Origin of the sequence: Cryobacterium sp. TMT1-2-2 (assembly GCF_004403505.1) — a bacterium.
Lineage (GTDB): Bacteria > Actinomycetota > Actinomycetes > Actinomycetales > Microbacteriaceae > Cryobacterium > Cryobacterium flavum.
Map to the genome: position 1 here is coordinate 26804 of NZ_SOGS01000027.1, position 22416 is coordinate 49219.

At 62.3% G+C, this 22416-nt stretch carries 25 protein-coding genes and 2 tRNA genes; 8 read left to right on the top strand and 19 right to left on the bottom strand.

The genetic code is table 11. The features are described 5' to 3' along the window. Positions 1 to 519 precede the first annotated feature (519 nt). The 6 genes from E3T35_RS18020 to E3T35_RS18045 form a co-directional block, all read right to left on the bottom strand. Positions 520 to 717: a hypothetical protein gene (locus tag E3T35_RS18020; protein ID WP_134380500.1), complete on the bottom strand. Its 198-nt coding sequence runs from the start codon at positions 715 to 717 to the stop codon at positions 520 to 522. Further along, positions 714 to 1553, bottom strand: coding sequence for a cytochrome c biogenesis CcdA family protein (locus tag E3T35_RS18025; protein ID WP_134344964.1), 840 nt, complete (start codon positions 1551 to 1553; stop codon positions 714 to 716). The genes E3T35_RS18020 and E3T35_RS18025 overlap by 4 nt, the downstream gene beginning before the upstream one ends. Before the next feature lie 2 nt (positions 1554 to 1555). Next, positions 1556 to 2491, bottom strand: a complete 936-nt coding sequence (locus E3T35_RS18030) for a DsbA family protein (RefSeq protein WP_241988905.1) — start codon at positions 2489 to 2491, stop codon at positions 1556 to 1558. Between the two features lie 274 nt (positions 2492 to 2765). After that, positions 2766 to 3140 carry a rhodanese-like domain-containing protein gene (locus E3T35_RS18035; protein WP_134344963.1) on the bottom strand — a complete coding sequence of 125 codons (375 nt, stop codon included), beginning with the start codon at positions 3138 to 3140 and terminating at the stop codon, positions 2766 to 2768. Then, on the bottom strand, positions 3137 to 3598 hold the full coding sequence (locus tag E3T35_RS18040) for a hypothetical protein (RefSeq protein WP_134344962.1): 462 nt from the start codon (positions 3596 to 3598) through the stop codon (positions 3137 to 3139). The genes E3T35_RS18035 and E3T35_RS18040 overlap by 4 nt, the downstream gene beginning before the upstream one ends. A 61-nt stretch (positions 3599 to 3659) precedes the next feature. Further along, positions 3660 to 4235, bottom strand: coding sequence for a hypothetical protein (locus tag E3T35_RS18045; RefSeq protein WP_241987701.1), 576 nt, complete (start codon positions 4233 to 4235; stop codon positions 3660 to 3662). A 116-nt stretch (positions 4236 to 4351) separates the two neighbouring features. On the opposite strand from E3T35_RS18045, the gene E3T35_RS18050 reads away from it, so the two are divergent. After that, positions 4352 to 4642, top strand: a complete 291-nt coding sequence (locus E3T35_RS18050; protein WP_104088176.1) for a metal-sensitive transcriptional regulator — start codon at positions 4352 to 4354, stop codon at positions 4640 to 4642. A gap of 15 nt (positions 4643 to 4657) precedes the next feature. Here the strand turns inward: E3T35_RS18050 and E3T35_RS18055 are convergent, their stop codons facing one another. The 3 genes from E3T35_RS18055 to E3T35_RS18065 form a co-directional block, all read right to left on the bottom strand. Next, a complete protein-coding gene (locus tag E3T35_RS18055; protein WP_092338706.1) occupies positions 4658 to 5422 on the bottom strand; it encodes a sulfite exporter TauE/SafE family protein in 765 nt (254 codons plus the stop codon). Beyond that, the gene (locus tag E3T35_RS18060) at positions 5419 to 6021 is read right to left on the bottom strand and encodes a rhodanese-like domain-containing protein (RefSeq protein WP_370449357.1); all 603 of its coding nucleotides are present in this window, start codon (positions 6019 to 6021) and stop codon (positions 5419 to 5421) included. Before E3T35_RS18060 ends, E3T35_RS18055 begins: the two co-directional genes overlap by 4 nt. A gap of 138 nt (positions 6022 to 6159) precedes the next feature. Further along, on the bottom strand, positions 6160 to 7536 hold the full coding sequence (locus tag E3T35_RS18065; RefSeq protein ID WP_134344960.1) for a rhodanese-like domain-containing protein: 1377 nt from the start codon (positions 7534 to 7536) through the stop codon (positions 6160 to 6162). A 125-nt stretch (positions 7537 to 7661) separates the two neighbouring features. On the opposite strand from E3T35_RS18065, the gene trxA reads away from it, so the two are divergent. Continuing rightward, entirely contained in the window at positions 7662 to 8018 is a 357-nt protein-coding gene (gene trxA / locus E3T35_RS18070; protein ID WP_134344959.1) for a thioredoxin, read from the top strand. 407 nt (positions 8019 to 8425) lie between these two features. On the opposite strand, the gene E3T35_RS18075 is transcribed toward trxA, so the two are convergent. Beyond that, positions 8426 to 8848 (bottom strand): DUF302 domain-containing protein, encoded by a 423-nt coding sequence (locus E3T35_RS18075; RefSeq protein WP_104131199.1) that lies wholly within the window; start codon positions 8846 to 8848, stop codon positions 8426 to 8428. Between the two features lie 47 nt (positions 8849 to 8895). Further along, on the bottom strand, positions 8896 to 10410 hold the full coding sequence (locus E3T35_RS18080; RefSeq protein ID WP_134380501.1) for a multicopper oxidase family protein: 1515 nt from the start codon (positions 10408 to 10410) through the stop codon (positions 8896 to 8898). Positions 10411 to 10871: 461 nt separating this feature from the next. Between E3T35_RS18080 and E3T35_RS20335 the strand changes: the two genes are divergently transcribed. Together E3T35_RS20335 and E3T35_RS18095 are read left to right on the top strand one after the other, a co-directional pair. After that, positions 10872 to 11354 carry a DUF2243 domain-containing protein gene (locus tag E3T35_RS20335; protein ID WP_198421048.1) on the top strand — a complete coding sequence of 161 codons (483 nt, stop codon included), beginning with the start codon at positions 10872 to 10874 and terminating at the stop codon, positions 11352 to 11354. Between the two features lie 91 nt (positions 11355 to 11445). Beyond that, positions 11446 to 12141, top strand: a complete 696-nt coding sequence (locus tag E3T35_RS18095; protein WP_134380503.1) for a hypothetical protein — start codon at positions 11446 to 11448, stop codon at positions 12139 to 12141. A 957-nt stretch (positions 12142 to 13098) separates the two neighbouring features. Here the strand turns inward: E3T35_RS18095 and cynR are convergent. Further along, positions 13099 to 13971 carry a transcriptional regulator CynR gene (gene cynR, locus E3T35_RS18105; RefSeq protein WP_206750606.1) on the bottom strand — a complete coding sequence of 291 codons (873 nt, stop codon included), beginning with the start codon at positions 13969 to 13971 and terminating at the stop codon, positions 13099 to 13101. Between the two features lie 115 nt (positions 13972 to 14086). Between cynR and E3T35_RS18110 the strand changes: the two genes are divergently transcribed. The 3 genes from E3T35_RS18110 to E3T35_RS18120 all read left to right on the top strand — a co-directional run bounded on the left by E3T35_RS18110 (position 14087) and on the right by E3T35_RS18120 (position 15672). Beyond that, entirely contained in the window at positions 14087 to 14746 is a 660-nt protein-coding gene (locus E3T35_RS18110) for a carbonic anhydrase (protein WP_134344953.1), read from the top strand. A 34-nt stretch (positions 14747 to 14780) separates the two neighbouring features. Beyond that, on the top strand, positions 14781 to 15251 hold the full coding sequence (gene cynS / locus E3T35_RS18115; RefSeq protein WP_092452497.1) for a cyanase: 471 nt from the start codon (positions 14781 to 14783) through the stop codon (positions 15249 to 15251). Between the two features lie 193 nt (positions 15252 to 15444). After that, positions 15445 to 15672 (top strand): transposase, encoded by a 228-nt coding sequence (locus tag E3T35_RS18120; RefSeq protein WP_166787567.1) that lies wholly within the window; start codon positions 15445 to 15447, stop codon positions 15670 to 15672. 18 nt (positions 15673 to 15690) lie between these two features. Here the strand turns inward: E3T35_RS18120 and E3T35_RS20340 are convergent, their stop codons facing one another. Continuing rightward, a complete protein-coding gene (locus tag E3T35_RS20340; protein ID WP_134380734.1) occupies positions 15691 to 15984 on the bottom strand; it encodes an integrase core domain-containing protein in 294 nt (97 codons plus the stop codon). Positions 15985 to 16044: 60 nt separating this feature from the next. Beyond that, positions 16045 to 17403: an IS256 family transposase gene (locus tag E3T35_RS18130; protein ID WP_370449354.1), complete on the bottom strand. Its 1359-nt coding sequence runs from the start codon at positions 17401 to 17403 to the stop codon at positions 16045 to 16047. On the opposite strand from E3T35_RS18130, the gene E3T35_RS18135 reads away from it, so the two are divergent. Continuing rightward, a complete protein-coding gene (locus E3T35_RS18135; RefSeq protein ID WP_134380507.1) occupies positions 17396 to 18277 on the top strand; it encodes a hypothetical protein in 882 nt (293 codons plus the stop codon). The two genes, E3T35_RS18130 and E3T35_RS18135, sit on opposite strands and share 8 nt — an antisense overlap. 230 nt (positions 18278 to 18507) lie before the next feature. Here E3T35_RS18135 and E3T35_RS18140 read toward each other — a convergent pair. The 5 genes from E3T35_RS18140 to serS form a co-directional block, all read right to left on the bottom strand. Further along, positions 18508 to 18598: transfer RNA gene (locus E3T35_RS18140), tRNA-Ser, on the bottom strand. Positions 18599 to 18700: 102 nt separating this feature from the next. Then, complete coding sequence (locus E3T35_RS18145; protein WP_134380509.1) at positions 18701 to 19984, bottom strand: LCP family protein; 1284 nt, start codon at positions 19982 to 19984, stop codon at positions 18701 to 18703. Positions 19985 to 20067: 83 nt separating this feature from the next. Continuing rightward, positions 20068 to 20152 (bottom strand) — tRNA-Ser (locus E3T35_RS18150). A 120-nt stretch (positions 20153 to 20272) separates the two neighbouring features. Next, the gene (locus E3T35_RS18155; protein WP_255578044.1) at positions 20273 to 21088 is read right to left on the bottom strand and encodes an HAD family hydrolase; all 816 of its coding nucleotides are present in this window, start codon (positions 21086 to 21088) and stop codon (positions 20273 to 20275) included. Then, positions 21085 to 22365 (bottom strand): serine--tRNA ligase, encoded by a 1281-nt coding sequence (serS, locus tag E3T35_RS18160; RefSeq protein WP_134380512.1) that lies wholly within the window; start codon positions 22363 to 22365, stop codon positions 21085 to 21087. Before serS ends, E3T35_RS18155 begins: the two co-directional genes overlap by 4 nt. Positions 22366 to 22416: the final 51 nt, after the last annotated feature.

Here is a 22416-nt window from a genome sequence, read left to right on the forward strand (position 1 = left end):
GAAAAACAGCCATCGGAATTCGTTCCAGACCGCATTGCTGCTGGTGACCGTCGGACCAGGTGATCGTAACGTTTCCCATCCCGCCACGAAGGTAATCACTTTGTCAGGGGCAGATACCGGGGCAGTGGCGCTCTCCAGAACATGCTCCCAGAGCGTTCCGGAGTCCGGATCAATTGCGGTGAGCATCGTCGCCCCGTCCGGTGGACGGAAGGAGGACACGGCGAGGTTTTCTGATGACTCGTTACTGATTGACGGTCCGGCCAGATGTCCCGAAAATTCCGCGAGAATAGCGCCAGTTCTCGGATTGTGGGCGCTCACGACTGTGTCGCCCGCGGGGTTGACCCAGTCCAGAAAGACGATATCGCCCTAAGATGCGTTGACGGCACCCGAGACCGCTGAGGAAGATTCGACGTCCGTGGGGCGTGAGAGTGTGTTCGCGTCCCAGCGTATTTCTCCGGTGGTGGTGTCGACAGCCGTGAGTAAGCCTGCCGTCTCGATGAGGCCGGTGCCATTGCTTCCCTACTCTATCGCTGACGCTCCCGTCGCGTCTTCGGCAACACTGACAGTACCGTCGTGCGCGCTGAGCATGACCGCGGGCGAGACGTCGTCGGAGACACGATGAGCGCCGAGCTGCGACGAAGGTCCGGAACACGCGGCCAGCAACACAACGCGAACGAGCATGGCGGCTCCGGCTCCGGCTCCGGCAGCGCGTCTCATTCTTGCTTTTGAGGTATTCGCTGCCGGCGCGTGCGACGGTTCCGAGCCGCGTAGGCCAGCGCGATGAGGCCCAGCACGACGATCGCGGCGATCCCGAATCCCAAATTGGTCACGAGTGAGGACATATCGAGTACCCAGGCCTCGGTAGCGAACTGATCTCCGATGGTCAAAATTCCGCCAAGGCTCGCGGTACCGTCGGTGAGGAACAGGAAGGCTCCGATCAGGATTGACAGGACCCCGGATACGATCATCAACGACGAGTTCTCCCATCGTCCGATAGTGAGCATCCGGGGGCGCAGCCAGCGGCTCTTCCCCAGTGAAAGTCGGTCCCACAACAAGGCGAGCACGATCAGGGGCGCTGCCATGCCGAGCGCGTAGATCGCTAAGAGCACTCCCCCGTAGACGGCGTTACTGCCGAGGGCGGCCACCGTAAGCACCGAGCCAAGGATAGGACCTGCACACACTCCGGCTACTCCGTAGACAGCGCCGAGGAGGTAGACCGATACCGCCGAGGTCCCTTCGGCCGCGCCGCCGCGGGTGAAGGCGGGAAAACGTAGTCCAGAAATTTGGATAATACCCATCAACACCACGAGCAATGAGGCGATCCCGACGAAAGCCGTGCGATTTTGCGTGACAAACACTCCGACCGTGCCAGCCAGCACTCCCAGCGGCACCAACGTGGTAATCAGACCCAGATAAAACAATCCGGTACGGGCAAGCAGCTCGGACGGCTTCGCGAACGCGTAGGCGAAGAACGCAGGAAGGAGCATGACCGAGCAGGGGCTCAAAAGTGTCAGCATCCCACCAATCAGGGCGCCGGCGTAGCCAATATCCATGTCTAGCGGCCGGCCTTCGCCAGTTCGCTGTCGATCGTGTCGCGAAACACCTGCACCGGCATCGCGCCGGAAATCGGCGTTTCGTTCACCACGAACATGGGCGTGCTGGTAATTCCGAGGTACCGTGCCTCTGCCGCGTCAATGTTCACTTTCTCCAAAAGTTCAGCATTGTCCAGGTCGGAGACGAACTGCTCAAGGTTGGGAACACCAATTTCCGTCGCGATTTCCAAAAGACGTTCCGGGGGCAGTGCCACATGTCCGCGTTCTGGGGCACCCGCAAAGACGACCTCGGCAAACTCCCAGAAGAAACCTTGCTCGCCGGCCGCGCGGGCAGCCACAGCCGCAGCCGTGGATTCCTCGCCGAACACCGGCAGATCCCGCCATTCGATGCGCACTTGACCGCTGTCCACATACTCCTCGACAAGGACAGGGAGGGTATCGCGCGCGAAAACCCCACAAAACGGACACCGAAAATCGGCGTATTCGACCAAAACGACCGGCGCGTCGACCTCTCCGAGTGCCGTCACCTCGCCATCGACACGTCGGGCGAGATCGAGCGTCTGCTCGCCGCTTTTTTCCCCGGATTGTTCAGTGGGGGCCGAAGTGGATTCTTCGACAGGTTGTTGCGCAACCACTCCGACGATGACGACTGCGAGAACTGCCGCCGCTCCTAAAAGCATCAGGAGCGTGCGTCGCCGCACCTTGACTCGTCGGATCGGCCTATTTTTTGTGAAGTTCTGTTGTGTCGGCACCATCTTAAATGTACGCACATTAGGGTAAAAAAGACAGTTATAGCCGCCTCCCCGTCCGAGCCTGGGAACATTCCCGGTTTTCTGATTGAAAAGAGTCCAGTCATGCTCCAAGCAACCACCGCCCCGCCACCAATTGCCCTCGCTGCTGACCGCATCGTTGCCCACGCCAGCGAAGGGAATCTCCACCTTGGTGAAGCCAAGGCGTACCGCCGCGTCATGAACGAAGCGCCTCGGTTAGAACCCGCGGGCGGTTAGGAATTCGAGCGCGTGGCGCAAGTGCACTGCTCACTCGTTGGGACGTCGGCCATAACCTCATCGACGTGCATGCCGCATCCGGTCCAAGTGGTTTTTCCGCAATTGTTGCATCGCATGGGACTGCACATAGTGACTCCTTAGTTGGTCGAGCTGAAGTCCTCAGTATACCCCGTGGGGTATTAAGTTAAATGCGAACAGAGGAAACTTATTTGTCGACGACGATGGCCAGTCCGGTGGCGGCAGACGCGTCCGTGATGCCACCAGCATCGGTCAGCGTGGTGAACCCGAGGTCGGCCATGCGGGTGACTGCTGCAGCCGACCGGTTTCCGGTGGCGCAGTAGATGATGTAGTCCCCGTCGATTGGCAGCGCCGCGATCAGCGTGTCGAAGTCCGGGGATTGCACGTCAATATTGATGGCGTCCTGAAGGTGTCCACCGACATACTCTGGTGTGGTGCGCACATCGACGACGACCGTACTGGAGGTGACAGCGATGGAGGTCGCCGGCGCGGGGCTCGCGCAGGCGACCATGCTGAGCAGTGCCGCCACGGCGATTGTGATGCCGGTGAGTGCTTTCCTCATGGCTGGGTATCCTGACCGGTGCGTGGAGTGGGTGGCAGTGTGATCGGCTTGGGACCGACTTTCCGGGAGCGCGGGAACAAGGGCATGCAGGTAGTGCAGACCTCACCCTCAGTGGACTCTGACGATTCGCGGCGGGTGGTGGCTCGGCGTTCGCTGACCAGTCTTTCGCGCAGGGCCCAGATCAATAGGGCGAGGGCGGCGGCGGCCAGGGCCGGGCGCGCAGCACCGCTCACTATCGGGTCGAGGGAGCGGACTTCGGTGGTCAGATACAGCGCGATCAGACCCAGAGCTGGCCACCGTGTGTCACAGAGAGTTACGTCGGCGCCGATGGGGGTTTCGACATAACTGGCAACGATCAAGCCGATCAAGCTCGCTCCGAGCGCGGTGGCCGCGACCGTCCACCACAGGGCGCCGTCTGCGTCGTCCGCCCGGGGCGCGTAGCCCGTTACAAAAGCCATGAACGCGGCTGCGGCTGCGGCGGCCGTGATTATCCAGCGTCGAGTCGACCAAGTTTGTAGGTCAGAGAACACGATCAAGGACTTCCGTCGCGGCAGTGGTCCGAGCGGGAAGACCGCAAGAATTTTCTCGAGTCATGCGCGCATAGAGAGCCCAGCTGAGCAAGACGATCGACGCGGCGGCCAGATACGGCTGGACCGGCTCGAAGAATTGCATCGCTCCGGTTGTGCCGAGAGCGAGGAGTACCAGTTTGTTGCAGACGGGGCATCCCACCGCGAAGAACGTCACCAGCCAACCGGCCATGCCCAATCGTCCGGCCGCCCTACTGGGCGGGGCGCCTTCCGGGTGCGCCACATAGGTGGCAGTGACCATGCCCGTCAAGACCGCGCTGAGGGTGAGCACCGGCCACGACCAGGCGGTCGGCGGGATCTGTCGCGAAAAGAATGGCGTGTCAATCAAGTCCGTCGGAATGGCAATGAAGACCACCGTAAACAATGCCGTCGCCAGGGCAACCCACCAGCGGCGAGAGGGCCAGCGACGCAGGTCCCCGCCGAGCCCGGCCAGCTTGCCGCGCCAAGGGGCACGCCGTGATGATTCGTCCCTGCTGGTGCGCTGGTCACGCATTCGAATAGCCCTCATTTTCTTTTCATCGCGAAACGCTTGCTGTCATATTTGAATATACTGATACCCTAAGGGGTATCCTGGTCTTAGACAAAACCAGCCTCGCATCCGCCTACGAACAGGAGCACACCCTCATGGGGATCACCGAACCCGCGACCCACGCCAGCGACGACCTGCGCAAGACCCTCAATCGGCTCAAGCGCGCGCAGGGGCAACTCGGCGCCGTCATCACAGCCGTTGAGTCCGGCGCTGATTGTCGTGCCGTGGTCACCCAGCTGGCTGCTGTCTCGAGTGCCATTGACCGGGCAGGGTTCACGATCATCTCGTCGGCGATGAAGGAGTGCCTCATCGATAACGGCGCGGATGGAGAAACCAAGCAGCTCAGCGTCAATGAGCTTGAAAAGCTTTTCCTGTCCCTCGCCTGACCCCATTCGCGAGAGCTAGCCGGCGACGGCGCGAATCGCGACGTACACGGCGATGCAGAGCACAAGGATCGCGAAGCTTGTTTTGAGAACGCGGTCGGGGAGTCTTCGGCTGAGTCTGCCCGCGATTAGGGATGCCAGCATAGCGGTGCCCGCGAAGGCGCCGGTGACGGCCCAGTCGATCTGCACGTCGCTCAGGTGGGCGCTAAAGCCGGCGACCGAATTGATGACGATGATCACGAGGGACGTGCCGATCGTGACGCCCATGGGGAGTCCGAGCACGAGGGCCAGTGCCGGAACGATCAGGAACCCGCCGCCGACGCCGAGCAGCCCAGTCAGGAACCCGACCACGGCGCCCGTTGCCAGCGCACGGGGCAGACAACTGCGCCACCGGGTTCCGCCGCCTGGCAGCGCACAGGGGCCGGTTGCGGCGGGGGTGGCAAAGAACATTCGCACGCCGGCGATGACCATGATCACGCTAAAAGCGCCGAGCAGAAGCTGAGGGTCAACCAGTCGGTTTACGAGGGTGCCGAGGTAGGCGGTGGGAATGCCGGCGGCGCCGATGATGCCGGCCAGACGCCAGTTCACGCCGGTGCGCAGCCGCGGAAGCACGGCGACCGCCGACGCCGCTCCCACGACGATCAGCGAGGTTGGTATCGCCTCCTCGAGGGGTAACCCGACACCATAGACCAAGGCCGGAACGGCCAGGATTGACCCGCCCCCGCCGACCAGGCCGAGCAGCGCACCCACGATCACTCCCAGAAGCAGCGCGGCCACGATCATGCGTGCGGCGCCAGCTGCGCGAGGATGTCACTCTTCGTGGGTTCGGAAACCGGGCGGTTCCAGCGCATCCACGACAGAATTCGCCCCAGCGTGCAACTGTTGGTGGCGGCCGACACCGTGAGACCGGCACCGATGACGCCGGCGAGAAGACGGAACTGCGGATGGATGAACCTCCCCGCCAGCACGCTCGCCAACACCAGGCATCCGGCCGTCATGCGTACCTGTCGATCCATGGCCCACGTGGAGCGACCGCTGGTGATATCGCCGCCGGCGGCGGCATAGCCCGCCACACCACCGGTCAATACCCGAGCACCGTTCAGGCCGGCTGCGTCAAGATTCTTTCGCGCTTCTTCCGCGCGTCGACCCGACTGGCACACCAGCACCACCCGGGGGGCCATCTGCGCCGCAAACTCTTCCGTGTGTTCTTTGAGCAGGTGGAGCGGCACGTGATACGAACCCCGGATATGCCGGGTTTCAAATTCCGAGCCATCCCTCACATCGATGATCATCAGGTCGTCATGATGGAGAACCCACTGATGGAATTCGTCTGCCCCAATTGGTGCCGGGGAGGGGTTGACGGTGTGCGTGGTGTCAGAGATAGTGGATCCGTTTCAGTTTGGTGCGGGAGCGGAGCAATGCCGGGCAGCCCGGAGGCCTGCCCCTGGGGCAGGCCTCTGACAATCGTGTCTGCCGTGAAGCCAGCGTTGGTTAAGTGTTCGGCGGCGGCGTCTTTTCTATCAGGCTTTCACCGCGTATTGGGCGGCCCATGCGTTGTAGCCGCCGATGAGGTCGGTGACGTCCGAATGGCCCAGATTCCGCAGTGCACTCGCGGCGACGCTCGAACGCCAGCCGCTGGCACAGTGGATGAGCACGGGTCCGGCGGGCACTTCGGCGTGGCGCTGGCTCAGCTCGGCCAAGGGAATGCGCAGCGAGCCCGGGATCGCGCCCTGCTCGACCTCGCCGGGGTTGCGTACGTCGAGGATCGTTGCGGCGGTGTCCCGGCGCAGAGCTTCGAAGTCGTCGAGCTCGACCCGTGCACCGACCTGCACCAGCGGGCCGAGGTCGGTGAACGCCTGCGCCGGGTTTGTCAGATATCCGGCGACCCGGTCGAAGCCGATGCGGGCCAGCCGCATTCCGGCCTCGGCTTCGCGGCCGGAGTCGGCGATGATCACGATGCTGTCGTCGTGCTCGATGACCATTCCGGCAGTCTCGGAGAAGCGTCCGTCCAGTCCCACGTTAATGGACCCGGCCAGGTGCCCGAGGGCGAAGTTCTCGGGGCTGCGGGTGTCGAGAACGCGGGCTTTGTTTTCAACGGATCTGCGAACATCCGTCAAGGTGAGCGGTGCCAGTTCACGGGTGGAACCGATGATTTCGTGCGCGCTGCGGTTGATCATCGCGTCGACGGCGAAATAGCCGGGGATTGCGGGCTGGCCGCTGCGGATCATTGTCACGAAGTCGTCTTCACTCATCGGCTGCACGGATGAGTTGGTGAGGCGCTGGGTGCCGATGGTGGATTCGAGCTCGTCGGAGAGGTTCTTGCCACAGGCGGAACCGGCGCCGTGGGCGGGGAGAACACGCACCGCATCGGGCAAGGCGAGAAGCGTCGCGTGGATCGACGCGTACAGGGCGCGGGCCAGTTGGTCGGGATCGGCGCCGACGGATGCGGCCAGGTCGGGACGGCCCACGTCACCGATGAAGAGGGTATCGCCGGTGAGAACAGCATGGGGAACGGCGTCGCCGGCGTGTTCACGAACAACGATGCTGATGGACTCCCAGGTGTGTCCGGGGGTGTCGAGAATTTCCAATTCCACCTCTCCGAGCGAGATTTTCTCGCCATTGGCGAGGTGGCGGATCTCATACTCGGTCTCGGCGCGGGTGCCGTAGCCGATCCAGGCGCCAGTGGCTGCGGCCAGCTCGAGGTGACCGGCGACGAAGTCGGCGTGGAAATGCGTGTTGATCACGCCGATGATGGTCAGGTTGTTCGCCTGGGCGTCGACGAGGTATTCGTCGATGTCGCGGCGGGGGTCCACGATGACGGCTTGACCGCTCGTCGGATCACCGACGAGGTACGAGCCATGGGACAGGCAGTTGAGGTAGTACTGGGTCAAAATCATCGTGGCCTCCAAAGGTCGGGGCCCACCACGCCGACACGAGTTGGGGCGTGTAGTGGGTATGCGCCCCAGTCTCGCACATACCCCACATGGTATGCAAAATACCCCTACGGGTATAGTCTGTGTGTATGGCTACTATCAATCTCACCGAGACCACCTTTGACGCGACCATTGCCCAGAGTCCCATCGTGTTGGTTGATTTTTGGGCCGAGTGGTGCGGCCCGTGCCGCAGTTTCGCCCCGACATTCAGCGCGGCGTCTGAAAAACACCCCGCAATCACCTTTGGAAAAGTCGACACCGAAGCGGAACAGGGACTGGCCGCAGCCGCGGGCATCCGTTCCATCCCCACGCTGATGGCGTTTCGGGACTCCGTACTCGTCTTTTCCCAAGCAGGCGCCCTGAACGCGGCCAGCCTGGAAGAGCTCATTGCCGGCGTCGAGAACCTCAACATGGACGACGTGCGCGCCAGTATCGCCACCCGCTAAACCTCGCGCCCCCGCGAAACCGCTTCGCAGCAGGCTCACAGTCGGCCCGTCCTGTCACCACCCGGCCAGAATACCCCCTGGTGTATTATTTTATGATTAGTTCACCGAATTGAATGGAGATCCTTATGTGTCGTGCCGTAACGTGCAAAGTGTGCCAAAAGACAACGTGGGCGGGCTGCGGTCAGCACATTGATCAGGTCATGCGCGGTGTGCCACGCAACCAACGATGCGCCGGGCATGTCAAAGAAAAATCGACCGGATCATTCTGGTCCCGGTTACTCGGACGCTAACGGCACCCGGCCCATCTTTTAGTGAAGCCTGCCAGATCGCCAATCGGACCACCAGCGCGGCTAGCGCCTGACACGGCCATAAAATTCTGGCCGTGCTTCAGCGGGCTAGACCGCGTATTACTTGCTGCTGCTTTCTCCTTGGAGAGCGGCTAGCGCGGCGAGAAGGCGCTGATCGGCTTGATCAGCAACGTTCTGTATCCCCGGGGAATTGCTCAGCTGGACCATGGTTTGTGGGTTGATAGCTTGAACCGTGGTGGTAGTCGCTGACGGGCTTCGTCGAATGACGACGTTACACGGAAGCAGCAAGCCCATGTCGGGCTCTGCAGTGAGCGCCTGTTCGGCGAGGGCGGGGTTACAGGCACCCAAGATCAGGTAGTCGCCCAGTGCCTGCGCACTTTCCACGCCGAGTTTCGTTTCGAAGGTCGCGTGGACGTCGATTTCGGTAAGAACGCCGAATCCTTGGTTGGCTAGTTCTTCCCGCACCCTGGAGACGGCTACTTCGTAGGGCAGCGAGACGGTGATGGTGTGTGCGTAGTTCATTGATTTCTCCTAATCCATTTTTTTCGAATTGATGGTTGCGGCTACTGTCAGTTTGCGGTGATAACTCCCATCATTCCTCTGTCTTCGTGGTCAAAAATGTGGCAGTGGTACACGGTACGTCCGCTGAAGTCGTCAAACGCGATACGTACTCGCACGGTGCTGCGTGCCGGGATGTTCACGACGTCTTGCCACATGATGGTTTTGACGGGCTGGCCTGACTGTTCGATAATCTGCATCGGCCACACGTGCAGGTGCATGGGGTGATCGAGCGGGCTGGTATTTGTCAGCAACCAATCCTCCACACTGTCGAATTGCACGGTCGTGTCGACCCGGGTGGCATCGAATACCTGGCCGTTGATCGTGGCTGACATCATGCCCCCACCCACTCCTCCACCCATTCCGCCATCCATGTTTCCACCCATGCCACTGCCCGTGTCCCCGCCCATTCCCATCGCGAAGATCAACTCGCGTCGAGCGGTTATGGTAGCCGTGCGAAGGTCTCGTATAACGGGCTGGCCGGGTATGGCGGCGACTGTCGTGACGTCGTCACCGGTCACGATAAAGGAGGCCAGCGCGACGTCGTCGGCTCCAGCGGAGCTTCCGCCTCCCATCATCATTCCGCCGGACATACCTCGGTCATAGGTGTGCGTACGCAGCACGAAGGTGCCGGCCGTGCCGGTGACGAGAAGGTCGGCCCGGTTCCCCGGGGCCAGCACGACCTCGTCGACGTCGTGCGCGGCTTCGAACCGTCCGGAGTCAATTCCGAGGAGGGACAGCTGCTGCCCGTCGAGGCGCAGCCGCAGATAGCGGGACACGCAGGCATTTACGATGCGCCATCGTTCCCGCTCACCAGGGCGGGAAGTCATACTGGGGGTGAGCTGACCGTTGACCAGGACGAGGTCTCCCTCGCGTCCGGACATTTTCTCCATCGCTGTGGCCGCTGGAATTGTTCCCGCGGAATCAAGGGTGATGTCGGAAATGACGAGGACACGTTCCCGGCTGGCCGGGATGGGGTCGGGGTCTTCGACAATAATGGCGCCGTAAAGCCCGCCGAATACCTGATCGGCCACGAAACCATGGTGGTGCGGGTGATACCAGTACACGCCCGGCGGGTGATTGGCGGGCAATTCGTACTGATAATCAAAGAAGGCGCCAGCTGCGACGGTGACGAACATGTTGTCGCTGTTGTTCTCGGGCGAGACATGGAGACCGTGCACGTGCAGGTTGCTCGGATCAGCCAGCCCATTGCGAAGGCTGACGTTGAGGGTGTCTCCCGCTCGAACGCGCAGTGTGGGGCCGGGCACGCCACCGTTGTAACTCAGCGCACGCACATCACGACCAGCAATGGTCACCTGTTGGGGGGAAGACTCGAGATCAACGGTGAGAGTACCGCTGACGCTTCGTAGCTCCGGGGGCTCGACGAGGTCGCTCCCGGACGGTATAGCCGGTGACGTCGTCGAGGAGATCCGTTGATTGACAAAGAAACCCGCTCCGCCCACAGCCGTCGACGCAATCCCGACCCCGCCGAGGATCAGGGCGCTACGGCGACTAAGACCGGGCACTACCGGCCCTCCTCGAGCACCCGCAGCTGATCACGCAGCTGCTCCGCAGTGAGCTCCCCCCGAGCGAACCGCTCCTCAAGAATCTGCCTGGCACCGGCCGAATTAGCTTGCCTCGGAGCAGATCGCGTGTCATCGCTTCCGGATTTGTTCGACAAAAAACGAACAATGACATAAGTAAGCACGGCGACACCGGCAATAGCTAGTAGGCCGAACCCCCAGGACCATCCCATACTTCCGTTACCCCACATCATCTGAGTTACTTCCTTTCGTTTACTGATCCGCATCTCCACTATACCCCTAGAGGTATAAGTCTTGGCTGAGTAGATCGTCCGCGCACGTGAAACGGCACGTACCTCACACACCGGTGCAACCGGCTAAAACTCACGCAACAAAAAGGGCCCAACGCGAGGACTTGACAGCTTCGAACTCGGCCCCGGCGTCGCGGGATATAGCGTGAAGCCATGACGAACGGGTGGAATCGGAAGGCCATTGTTAGCGCCAAGCTCGTCACCATCTCGACCCCGATCGGGGGGACGCGCGCACAGCCCCGCGGGATCGGTCTACCCGGCACCATCTTCGGTATCGGATTGGGTGAATTCGTGGATGGGAGCCTGCTGCATCAGATCCTGCAGTGGCACCACATGCTCCCCAGCGCCGCGACGCCGGCAACGTCTGAGAGGTCGCCCACCGCCGATCGCGCGCTTTGTGTTAGCGCTGAGTTCTCTGATGACGAGATCTGGATAAACAGCGACGTCACACAGAGATACCGCGGGCCGACACGGAGCAGGGTGGGGCAAGACCCGTGCGGCGAGGAGCGGCAAGGGGCATGCGCAAGCATGCGTACAGAGTCAGCAATCACCACTGTCCGGAAACCCGATTTGCGGATACTCTTCGCCGCAGGCATGCGTGCGTGCGTGCGTTCGTGCGTTCGTGCGTTCGAATAATGCCAAGGCATTCGGCTGAGGGTTACGTATCAACGCTGTCGCATTTACCGTCGGGATCGTCCCGATGGGCGAGGACACATAGGAGTGAATCGTGAAGAAGAACATCAGACTGGTGCTGAGCGCGAGTGCAGCTGCGCTCATCGCCATGTCACTGGGCGCTGCGCCGGCATCAGCGCATGTCCCAAAATCGGTGCGCGGCAACGTGGTGCTGACCGCCCACCTCACAGAGCTTAACGGCTCAGGAGCGTCTGGAACGGCGGTCGCGGTCGTTCGCGGCGAGACGATCCGGGCGATCGGGATCCGCGCGAGGGGTTTGACGCCCGATGCTCCGCACGCACAGCACATCCACTACGGCGAACAGGCCTTGAAGGAGTGTCCCACGCTCGCGTTGGACAGCAACGGTGACGGACGACTGAACACCGTTGAGGGTGTTCCGGCGTACGGCCCCGTTGTGGTGTCCTTGAACACCAGTGGAGACACTACGCCGGCCAGTTTTCTGGACGTTTCCCGATTCCCTGTCTCGAAAAATGGCTCCTATAACTACCTCCGGACCAACATCAGATTCACGGACGTGGCGGGAACAGGCGATCCGGGAGCCGAAGGGATCGGCACCGCCGCGCAGATTGCCGAGGCCGTCCGCGACGGTGAAGGTGTTGTCGTAATCCACGGAAACGACTACGACGGCAACGGAACATACAACCTCAGCGTTCCGGAGGGTGCAAGTGAGCTCGACCCCACCCTCCCTGCCGAGGCAACTGACCCGGTTGCCTGCGGAGTCCTGCACTAGCTGCGAGCGAACGGCTCAAAACTGAGGTCCAGGCGCCGTGCGAGCGCGCACAGTGCCGCACGGTCCTGGACCTCATCCGTCGACAGAATGATCAAGATCGCCCGGCCTACTCAAATGCGCTCAAGCGGGTAGCGGTGTAGTCCGCTTGAGTCGCCCATCTATCCGGTATCGCGGATGTCCATTCTCTCTGAGAAGGCTAGCCCCGGTGCCACGAGTGGCCTACCTCGGATCAGTGGCATGCCCCGGAGGCCAATTCATACCGATGGATGTCGGTGGGCACCGCTATCGAGGGAGGGCGCTTACCGTGGCATACAACGTGTCACAGAAACTCATCGCATCGCACCTGGCCTCCGGGGAGATGGTGCCGGGTACCGAAATCGGCCTGCAGATCGACCAGACCCTCGCCCAGGACGCGACCGGGACCTTAGTCATGCTGGAGTTGGGACGCGGAGGACCGCGACTTTCTTCGCTCCGGCTACCAAGGGTTCGGCCTGTGGTTTTTGAAGGCCAACAAGGGGGTGTCACACCCCACGTGTAACGTCTCGTTGCCAATCTGACAGTTCTGTCTCAGCACCTCGCTGACTTTCGTTATTGCACCCCGTCTCGAGGGCTTGGTTCGGCAGCGGGACGCGGAACCCGCACGATAGGGAATGACACATAACCCATCCCGCACCGACCTCCGCCTCATCATCGCTTTCTGGCCCGACGACGCCCCTCGAGGGGCTGTGACCCGATTCTGCCGCGAACACAACGTGTCCCGGAAACGCCAGAAACGACCTAAGAAATGAGTGTCAAGGAGGTCCCGAGACATAAAGTTCAGGGACGTCCCGAGACAGGACATCCCCGCGATGATGTTTCGTGCCACCCAGCGCCCTCGTTGGTTTTCTCTGTGACGTATCGGTGGTGTTGGACAGGTCTTTTGAGGGTGGCTGCGTTGGCCGCGGCAGGGTCAGGCGGCTAGCTCCACGTCGATATCAGCTCGGTGAAGGCCCGGCTGGCTGCGCTCATGTACGCGCCTTTTCGTCTGAGCAGGGCTGCGGTACGGTGTGGAATGGCTGGCAGTACGGCAACCGGGTTGAGCCCGTGCTGTTCGCGGGCAATGCCTTCGGGCAGCATGGTGGCGAGCTGGCCGCGGCGAACGATTTCCATGATCGCGCTGACGGAGTCAACTTCGATCGCGATGCGCGGGGCAACCCCGTGGTCCCGGAAGTACCCGTCGATGTGGCGCCGAGTCGCAAAATCGCTTCTAAGCAGCACAAGCTGCTCCTGTTCCAACTCCCGCAGGGTCATGGGTGCCTGCTGTCCGGCATGGGGGTGGTTGTTGCCGACAACTAAGCCGAGGGTTTCGACGAACAACGCCTGGGCCTCGATCTCGGACGAACGCACCTCGGCAAATGCGATGCCTAGATCGAGGGTGTCCTCGGCCAGCGCCACCTCGATGCGGTCCTGGGTCATCTCCTGCACGCTCAAGTTGATGCCGGGATAGCGGGTGCGGAAACGTTCGACCAGTGGACCGATCAGGTACGCGGTGAACGTGGGAGTCATCGCCAACCGGAGCGATCCACGGCTCAGGTCCTGCACGTCGTGGATGGCCCGGGTTCCGGCGTCAAGTTCCCGCAGCGCGCGTTGGGTATAGCGCAGGAAGGTCGCGCCAGCGTCTGTCAGCCGCACGGTCCGTCCGGACCGATCCAAGAGTTGAACGTTTAACGAGTTCTCCAGTTGCTTGATCTGTTGCGACAGCGTCGGTTGGGAGACGTGGAGCGCCTCGGCCGCACGAGTGAAGTTCTGGTGTTCCGCGACCGCGGCCAGGTAACGAATGTGGCGCAACATCACAATTCTCCAACTATAGAAATTACTTATTGACTCCATCATAAAGAGGTCTTGGACACTATATATAGTTTCCGTCATCCTTGAGTTATCCCCCAAAACATCGAGGAGACAGCCCATGCAAGACATCATTAAAGGCTTTCTGAAATTCCAACGGGAAGCCTTTCCGGCGCGCTCTGGACTCTTCAAGGAGCTGGCCACCGGCCAGAACCCGAAGGCCTTGTTCATTGCTTGCTCGGATAGCCGGGTCGTGCCAGAGCTGCTGACCCAACAGGAACCGGGCGACCTGTTCGTGATCCGCAACGCCGGCAACATCGTGCCCGCCTACGGCCCGGAGCCCGGCGGTGTCTCCGCGACAGTCGAGTACGCGGTCGCCGTCCTGGGCGTCACGGACATCATCATCTGTGGCCATTCCGACTGCGGAGCGATGACTGCCATCGCGACCGACACGAACCTGGACCACTTGCCGGCTGTGGCCAACTGGCTTGCCCACGCCGACGCGGCGAAGGCCGTCAACGCCGCCCGCACCCACGGATCGGCCCAGGATTCGTTGAAGGCCATGGTCCGCGGCAACGTCATCGCCCAGCTGACCAACATCAGGACCCATCCCTCCGTCGCCCTAGCCCTGGATCAAAACCGGCTAAACCTCCACGGCTGGGTCTACGACATCGAAACCGGCTCCATGGACACCCTGCACGGTGGCACCGGCCATTTTGTCCCACTTGCGGGCAATACGCAGGACCATGCCACGCCAGCCGTCTCCGGCCTGGCCGCCTAACCACCTCACATCACCAAAAGAAAAGGAAAACACCATGATTCATTCCCAGAACACCCAGGCTCCGCGCGAGGAACTGACCGCCGCCATCATCGACGCCAAGATGCGCAAGGACCTCTCCTGGCAGGAACTGACCGATGGCACTGGCCTGAGCCTTGTCTTCGTCACCGCCGCCCTGCTCGGTCAGCATCCGTTGCCCGAAGCCGCTGCGGAAATCGTCGCTGATCGGCTGGGTCTGGGCAAGGACGCCGCAATTTTGCTGCAGACTATTCCGCTGCGCGGCAGCAACCCCGGCGGCATCCCGACCGACCCCACCGTTTACCGGTTTTACGAAATGATGCACGTTTACGGCTCCACTTTGAAGGCCCTGGTCCACGAACAGTTCGGTGACGGCATCATCAGCGCCATCAACTTCAAACTAGACATCAAGAAAGTTGAAGACCCCGAAGGCGGTTCACGTGCCGTGATCACCCTCGACGGAAAATACTTGCCCACCAAACCCTTCTAAACCAGGCCTGGCGGCGGCCTCGCGATCGGGGCCGCCGTCTATCCCATGAAACAACCTCGCAGGCAACGACAAATCATGGATTTCGTCCGACGCACCATCGACATCGCACGCGCAACGTCGAGGCGGGTGGGCGGCCGTTTGGCGCGTTGCACTGTTCTTGGACACGGCATCGTGATCTAGGAAGTTGAACGAATTGACCAGTAACGAGAAAAAGCCCAAGCGCTCGTTCTCCCCTCAATTTCGCGCGGAGGCCGTGCAGCTCGTCATCACGACGGGCCGGCCGAACAAGCACGTCGCCGACGAGCTCGGCATCACGGATCAGTCTTTGGGCCTGTGGGTGAAGCAGTTCAACGCCGAGAACGAGGCCCGCTCTGTCGCCGCCGCGGCTGAGCCGATGCCGGGAAGATGTCAACCTTTGTGAGTCAGTTTCTTTAGCCGGTCATTGAGTTCGTTCCTTCCTTTTCGGGTTCGTTGAGCCAGGTCGTCGTCGGGAACGTTGGTGGCTGCGGTGCTGCCGCACAAAGCGTTCAGGATGCTCGGCATATGCGGTCGTGAGGACGCGGGCGCGGGCGTGATGGATAGCGGGTGCGCGGCCGTGGTGAACGTTGAACGGGGTATGCATACCAGTGCCCGAATGACGATGTTCGCCGTTGTACCAGTCGTAGAATTCGGTGCAGAACGAGCGTGCTTCGGCGAGGCTGTAGAACCGGTCGGGGAACTCGGGCCAGTTCAGACACCCTTCAGGCCACTCTGGGAGCCTGTCAAGTGTTTTGTGTAAGTGTTGGGAATTTTGTTAGAGGTGGGGGTTGATTCGGTCTGGATAGACCAGGGCGAGCTTCCAGTTCGTCACGATTTGGCCTTCGACGAGGCGGCCGGCGGCCTTGCGTGTGGTCTCGCGGGTGCCGCCGCGCTCCTTGGCTCGGGCTCGGGCGCGTTTGTCTTCGATGTTGCAGATCGCGAGCCACAGCATCTTGATCGCGGCTTCATCGCTGGGGAAGTGACCGCGGTTCTTGGTCACTTTGCGCAGCTGGTAGTTCAGCGACTCGATGCTGTTCGTTGTGTAGATGACGCGGCGCAGGTCGGGCGGGAAGGCAAGGAACGGGGTGAAGCGTTCCCACGCGTCCTCGAACGTTTTCACCGTCGCCGGATACCTCACGCCGAGCGGCGAAGCCGCGAACATGGTGAGCTCGTCCCAGGCCGCGTCGGCGGTGGCCGCGGTGTAGATCGGCTTCAACGCGGTCGCGATCTGCTTACGATCCTTGTAGCTCACGAACCGCATCGCGGCGCGAAGCAGGTGCACGACACACGTTTGCACGGTCGCCTGTGGCCAGGTCGATTCGATCGCTTCGGGGAACCCGGTCAGGCCGTCGCAGCAAACGATGAGGACGTCCTTCACGCCACGGTTGGCCAGCTCGGCGCAGACGCCGGCCCAGAACTTCGCGCCCTCGGTCTGCTGCACCCAGATACCCAACACGTGCTTGATGCCGTCCATGTCCACGCCGACTGCGATGTGCGCGGCCTTGTTCCGCACGTGAGCACCATCACGAATTTTGATGATCAGCGCGTCGAGGAAGATCACCGGGTAGAGGGCCTCCAGCGGCCGCTGCTGCCACTCCAAGACCTCGTCGAGCACCTCGTCAGTGATCTTCGAGATCGTCTCCGGTGACAGGTCCGTGCCGATCGTCGAGACCAAGTGCTGTTGAATATCGCGGATCGTCATCCCGCCGGCATAGAGCGAAATGATCATGTCATCGAGGCCACCCAGACGGCGTGACCCCTTAGGCACCAGGCGCGGCACGAAGCTCCCACTCCGGTCGCGGGGAATGTCCAAATCCAGTTCGCCGACCTCGGCCGAGACCACCTTGGGCGACGAGCCGTTCCGAGAGTTCGGGTAGAACCGTGCTTCCGGGTCGCCCTTCTCGTAGCCGAGGTGCTCGGTCAGCTCGACCTGCAAGCCCCGCTCGAGGGCCGCTTTGATCAGGCCGGGAACGAACCCGCCTTCTCCCGTGAGTTGCAGCTCGCCGGCATCGATCTTTGAGAACAGGGAATCCAAGGCGCCGCTGTCGCGGAGCTCATCGATCGCTTTCGCCGCCGCCAACTGCGACGGGGACCGCGGTGCCTTGTGCAACTCGCTTCGATTCGTCATGACCATCAGTGTCACTCCTTCGAGTAGATCCGCAACCCCTTACACAGACCATCTGACACCCTCCACTCTGGCCGAAATTGGCGCCAAGCCGGTCTTCGACTACGACAAAGACGAACAAGGCCAGACAACCTTCTACGAGGACCTCATCCAAGTCGGCGGCCAGTGGTACGTGCACTACATGCCCCAGGACCTGATTCACGCCCTCGACCTGTACCGAAAGGACCGGAAGGCTGCTGACACCGGCGTGCCCGTTGACGAGGAAACGCCGGAAGACGACGCCATCCTCTCCAGCGACTCAAACCCCGTGCGTCAAGCCAAAGAACTGCGAGACCAGCGAATCGCCGAACGTGAAAAGTACCGCGCCAAGCCCAAGGGCAAGCGCCGGCCCGACGGCTCCCGCCAATACCTCTACCCAGACCCCAAGAACTACGACGGTTGGGCCTTCGACCACAAGACCGGCGAACTCATCGAGCCCATCCGCAAGAAGACCGTCGTGATACCCGCCGGGAAAGACCCCGCCAAGGACAAAGCCCTCAAGTACGGGCAGACCTACCCCCACAAAAGTCCAGTGTGGAAGGGTTTCTACGCACTGCGCAACACCGTCGAATCGCAGAACGCATTCATCAAGGACTCCGCAACCGAAGACATCGCCTCCCCCATGAAACGGCGCGCCCGCGGCAACACCTTCGCGTCGCTGGCCGTGACACTCGCACTCGTCTCAGCCAACATCCGAAAGATTTTGACGTTCATTCAGAGCGAGCTCGCCCGAGTCCCCCTCACCACGAAGAACAAGTCCTTCGCGAGCACGTACTACTCCAGCGCAGAAATCACTTCGGCGACGGCACCCACCGACACGACGCCGTCACCACCACCCAGCTAGCCGCCCGGTCGTCACCAATTCCATTACCTGCAGTAAAAGTCGCTTCGCCCTGCCAAAAACAGGGCGAAGCGGTGTTTAACCGCCGACCGCGCGCCAATCACAGCGTTTCTTAGGGCCGGCACTCTCGAAATCGGCGCCTTAACGCAGAAAACCGGCGATGCGATCGCCGGTTTTTTGTTGCCGCAGGAATTTCGTAAACTAAACGCCGGAATTACGTAAACTCCTCGCTGCGGAGACGGTGGGATTTGAACCCACGGTACCCCGTAAAGGGTACTCCACCTTAGCAGGGTGGTGCACTAAGCCGAACTATGCGACGTCTCCTCGGCATCTGCTTGCGCAAACACACTCTTCTATCTTAGCCGCAGGCGGGCATCCGCTCTGACCATGCAAACCCAGGCAGGCAAAACGAATGCCCGCGCCCGGTTATTGGTTCTCGAGCGTGCGCCCTCTGGTGCAGGTATACTCGCCGGCCGTTTGGCCCGTCACCGACTCCGACAGGACGACTCCGGGGGCTTCCGTGGCCACGGGGGCCTCAGTTGCCGCCGGATCGGCCGCGGCCGAGGGGTCGGTGGTTGCGACAGGAACCGGCGCTGGCTCGACGGGAGCGTTCGGGTCAGCCTCGGTACCGCGGCCGGTCGTTCCGCTGAGGGTCAGCGGCTGATCGGCCGCAACCGCCTCGAACAGGTTGTCAAAGGCCGGTTGAACGGCCTTGACCCCGCCGGTCGTGCTGCCGGTGGGCACCTGGGCGAAGACGACCTGATTGAGGTCGATGTCTTTGAGAGCGATGGCGATGGACGCGAGCGTCGTGACGCTGTTGAGGCTGTCCGAGAGGCGCATATTCGCTGTCACGGCCTTGGCCAGGGCGTAGACCTTGGTCGGGTCGGAGAGGGTGTCAGCGCTCTTGATCGTGCGCACGAGCGAGGACATGAACAGCTGCTGGTTGTTGATGCGGGTCAGGTCGCCACCATCGCCGAGGCCGTGGCGGGTGCGCAGAAACTGTAGCGCGTCATAGCCCTCGAGCACGTGCTCACCCGGGTCGAGAAAGGTTCCGGTGTACTCATCTTCGATGCGGCTGGCTACGCAGACCGGAACGCCGCCAACAGCGCTGGACATGGCCATGACGCCGCTGAACTGCACCTCGGCCGCGAACGGGATGGAGAGGCCGGTGAGCTTCTCCACGGTCAGCACGGTGCAGGCCAGGCCACCGTAGGTGAGCGTGGTGTTGATTTTCTGGCTGCTCATCGCACGGAACGAGCCACCCGTGGGGTCGGGGCACGAGGGGATCGCCACGAACATGTCGCGCGGAAAGCTGATGACCGAGGCGTTGCTGTGGTCTTCCGAGATGTGCAGCAGCATCGTGACGTCGTTGAGGTCGCCGGTGGAGTCTTCCGGGCCGAAGGCCGCGTCCTGGCCGACGCGGCTGTCGCTGCCGACGATGAGCATGTTCACGCCGCCGTCGATGGCACCGATCGAGGGAACCGGGCCGTTGGTCTCATTGGTGAGGTGAACGCTGGGCTGCACGCTCGCGGCGACGTCGTAAGTGGCAATCGCGCCGACCGAGAATCCGCTGACCAAAACGACGGCCAGGCTGCCCGCGATGAACTTGGCCACGGTGACGGCGGCGTTCGACTTCTTCAGGCGGCCGTGACGGGCAACGGTTTTGAGGTTCTTGGAACCGTTCGAGCGGGGGCGAAGTTGGTCGCTCACTCATGTCCTCTCATCGGGTTGTTGGCTGGTCAGCCTGAGGCGACAATCGTTGTGCGCCGGCGATTCGCATTGTGCTGGTACTGCGGAGGGCGTGGGATTCGAACCCACGAGACATTTCTGCCCACCAGTTTTCAAGACTGGCTCCATCGGCCGCTCGGACAGCCCTCCCGGTTGCCCACTCCCCGCGCGAATTGCAGCGCGAACAAGAATTGGGCGAACTGGCCCGATTCTAGCCGATGGCAGCCTCCACAGGCTGACAGAGGGGCCTGATAAACGGCTGGATGCGAGTCAGAGTGTGCGCAACACCGTGGCAAGGCCGTCGATCTCCACATTGCCGGTGATCTCGGACCCGGCGGCGAGAACGTCATCGGGCGACTCGCCCATGGCCACGCCGCGACCGAATTCGGCGGCCCACGCCAGCATGCCAATATCGTTGCGCCCGTCGCCGACGGCCATCACCCGCTCGCGGGGAACCCCGACCGCCACACGTACTCGCTCCATCGCGGTCGACTTGTTGACGCCGTCCGGCGCGATGTCGAGCCAGGCGGTCCACCCGATCGCATAGCTCACCCGATTCAACCCCATGCGCTCGACCACCTGGAGAAAATCCTCCATGTCGTGGTCGGGCGAGATAACGACCACGCGGGTCGCCTTGTGCTTCAACAGCTCGTCGAAGTCGACCCGCTCGCTGTCCATACCGATCGTGGCATCGGGAATCGGTTCGGTGTACCGGTAGAAGCCGTGCTCGTCTTCAACCGCGAAGCGGGCCGAGCCGAGGTGCGCCCGAATCGAGGTGAGCACGTCGCTCGGGTCGAAGGTTTCGACCCATTCGCGTCGGTAGCCCAGGGGCGCTGAGGCATCGCGGTGCATGGTGATGGCCCCATTGGAGCAGACCACGTAGCGCGGTGAGATGCCGAGGCGGTCGAGCACCGGCAGGGCTGCGGCTGCGGACCGGCCGGTGGCGAGCATGACCTCGTGCCCGGCCTCGGCGAGCCGCACGACCTCGTCGATCACGGCCTGGCTGATCGAGCCGTCTTCGTGCATGGTGGTGCCGTCGATGTCGAGGGCGACGAGCCACGGCTCGGTCGTGACCTGTGACGTCACTTCGCCCCCTTCAGGGGGAGCGGCGTCAGCACCTCGAGGCCGCCGAGGTAGGGTCGCAGTGCCTCGGGGACGCGCACCGAGCCATCCGCTTGCTGGTGCGTTTCGAGCATGGCGACGAGCCAGCGGGTGGTCGCGAGCGTGCCGTTGAGAGTGGCGACCGGCGCGGTCTTGCCCGTGTCGGTGCGGTAACGGATGTCCAACCGTCGCGCCTGGTAGGTGGTGCAGTTGCTCGTGCTGGTGAGCTCTCGGAAGGCGTTCTGGGTGGGCACCCAGGCCTCGATATCGAACTTGCGGGCGGCGCTTCCGCCGAGGTCACCGGCTGCGACGTCGATAACACGGTAGCTGAGGCCGAGGGACTGCAGCATGCCCTCCTGCAGGGCGACGAGGCGGTCGTGCTCGGCCTCGGCGTTCTCGGGCAGCACGTAGGTGAACATTTCGAGCTTGTTGAACTGGTGCACGCGAATGATGCCGCGGGTGTCTTTTCCGCCCGAGCCGGCCTCGCGGCGGTAGCAGGTGCTCCAGCCGGCGTAACGCAGGGGTTCCTCGGACAGGTCGAGGATCTCGTCTTTGTGGTACCCGGCGAGCGCGACCTCGCTCGTGCCGGTGAGGTAGAGGTCGTCAGTGGGAAGGTAGTAGACCTCATCGTTGTGCTCACCGAGAAAGCCGGTGCCGTCCATGATTTCGGGGCGTACGAGCGTGGGGGTGATGAGCGGCACGAAGCCGGCCGCAAGCGCCCGGTCGAGCGCCATGTTCATGAGAGCGATTTCGAGGCGGGCGCCGATTCCCTTCAGAAAGTAGAAACGGGTGCCGGAGACCTTGGCGCCGCGGGCCATATCGATGGCGCCGAGCAGTTCGCCGAGCTCGAGGTGGTCGCGCGGCTCGAAGTCGAACACCGGGGCATCGCCGTGGGTGCGCAGGGTCTTGAAGTTGGCCTCATCGCCGGCCGGAACTCCGTCGATGATCGGGTTCGCGATGGTCTTGACGATCGCGGTGAAGCGAGCGTCGGCCTCGCCCGCGATGACTCCGGCGGCTTTCACCTCAGCGGCGAGGCTTTGCGCCTCGGCAACGAGCGCCTTCTTCTCGGCCCCGGGCGCTGCGGCGACGCGCTTGCCGAACAGGTTTTGCGCGGCGCGCAGGTCTTCGAACGCGGTGATCGTCGAACGCCGTTCGGCGTCGGCGGCGAGCGCGGCATCCACCGCTTCAACGGAGTCGCCACGAGCCTCCTGCGAACGCTTGAAGAGGTCAGGGTTTTCGCGTAACAGCACCGGATCAATCACCCGCCAAGTCTACAAGCGCTAGTTGGCGGGCAAACGCGGGGCGACCCAGTA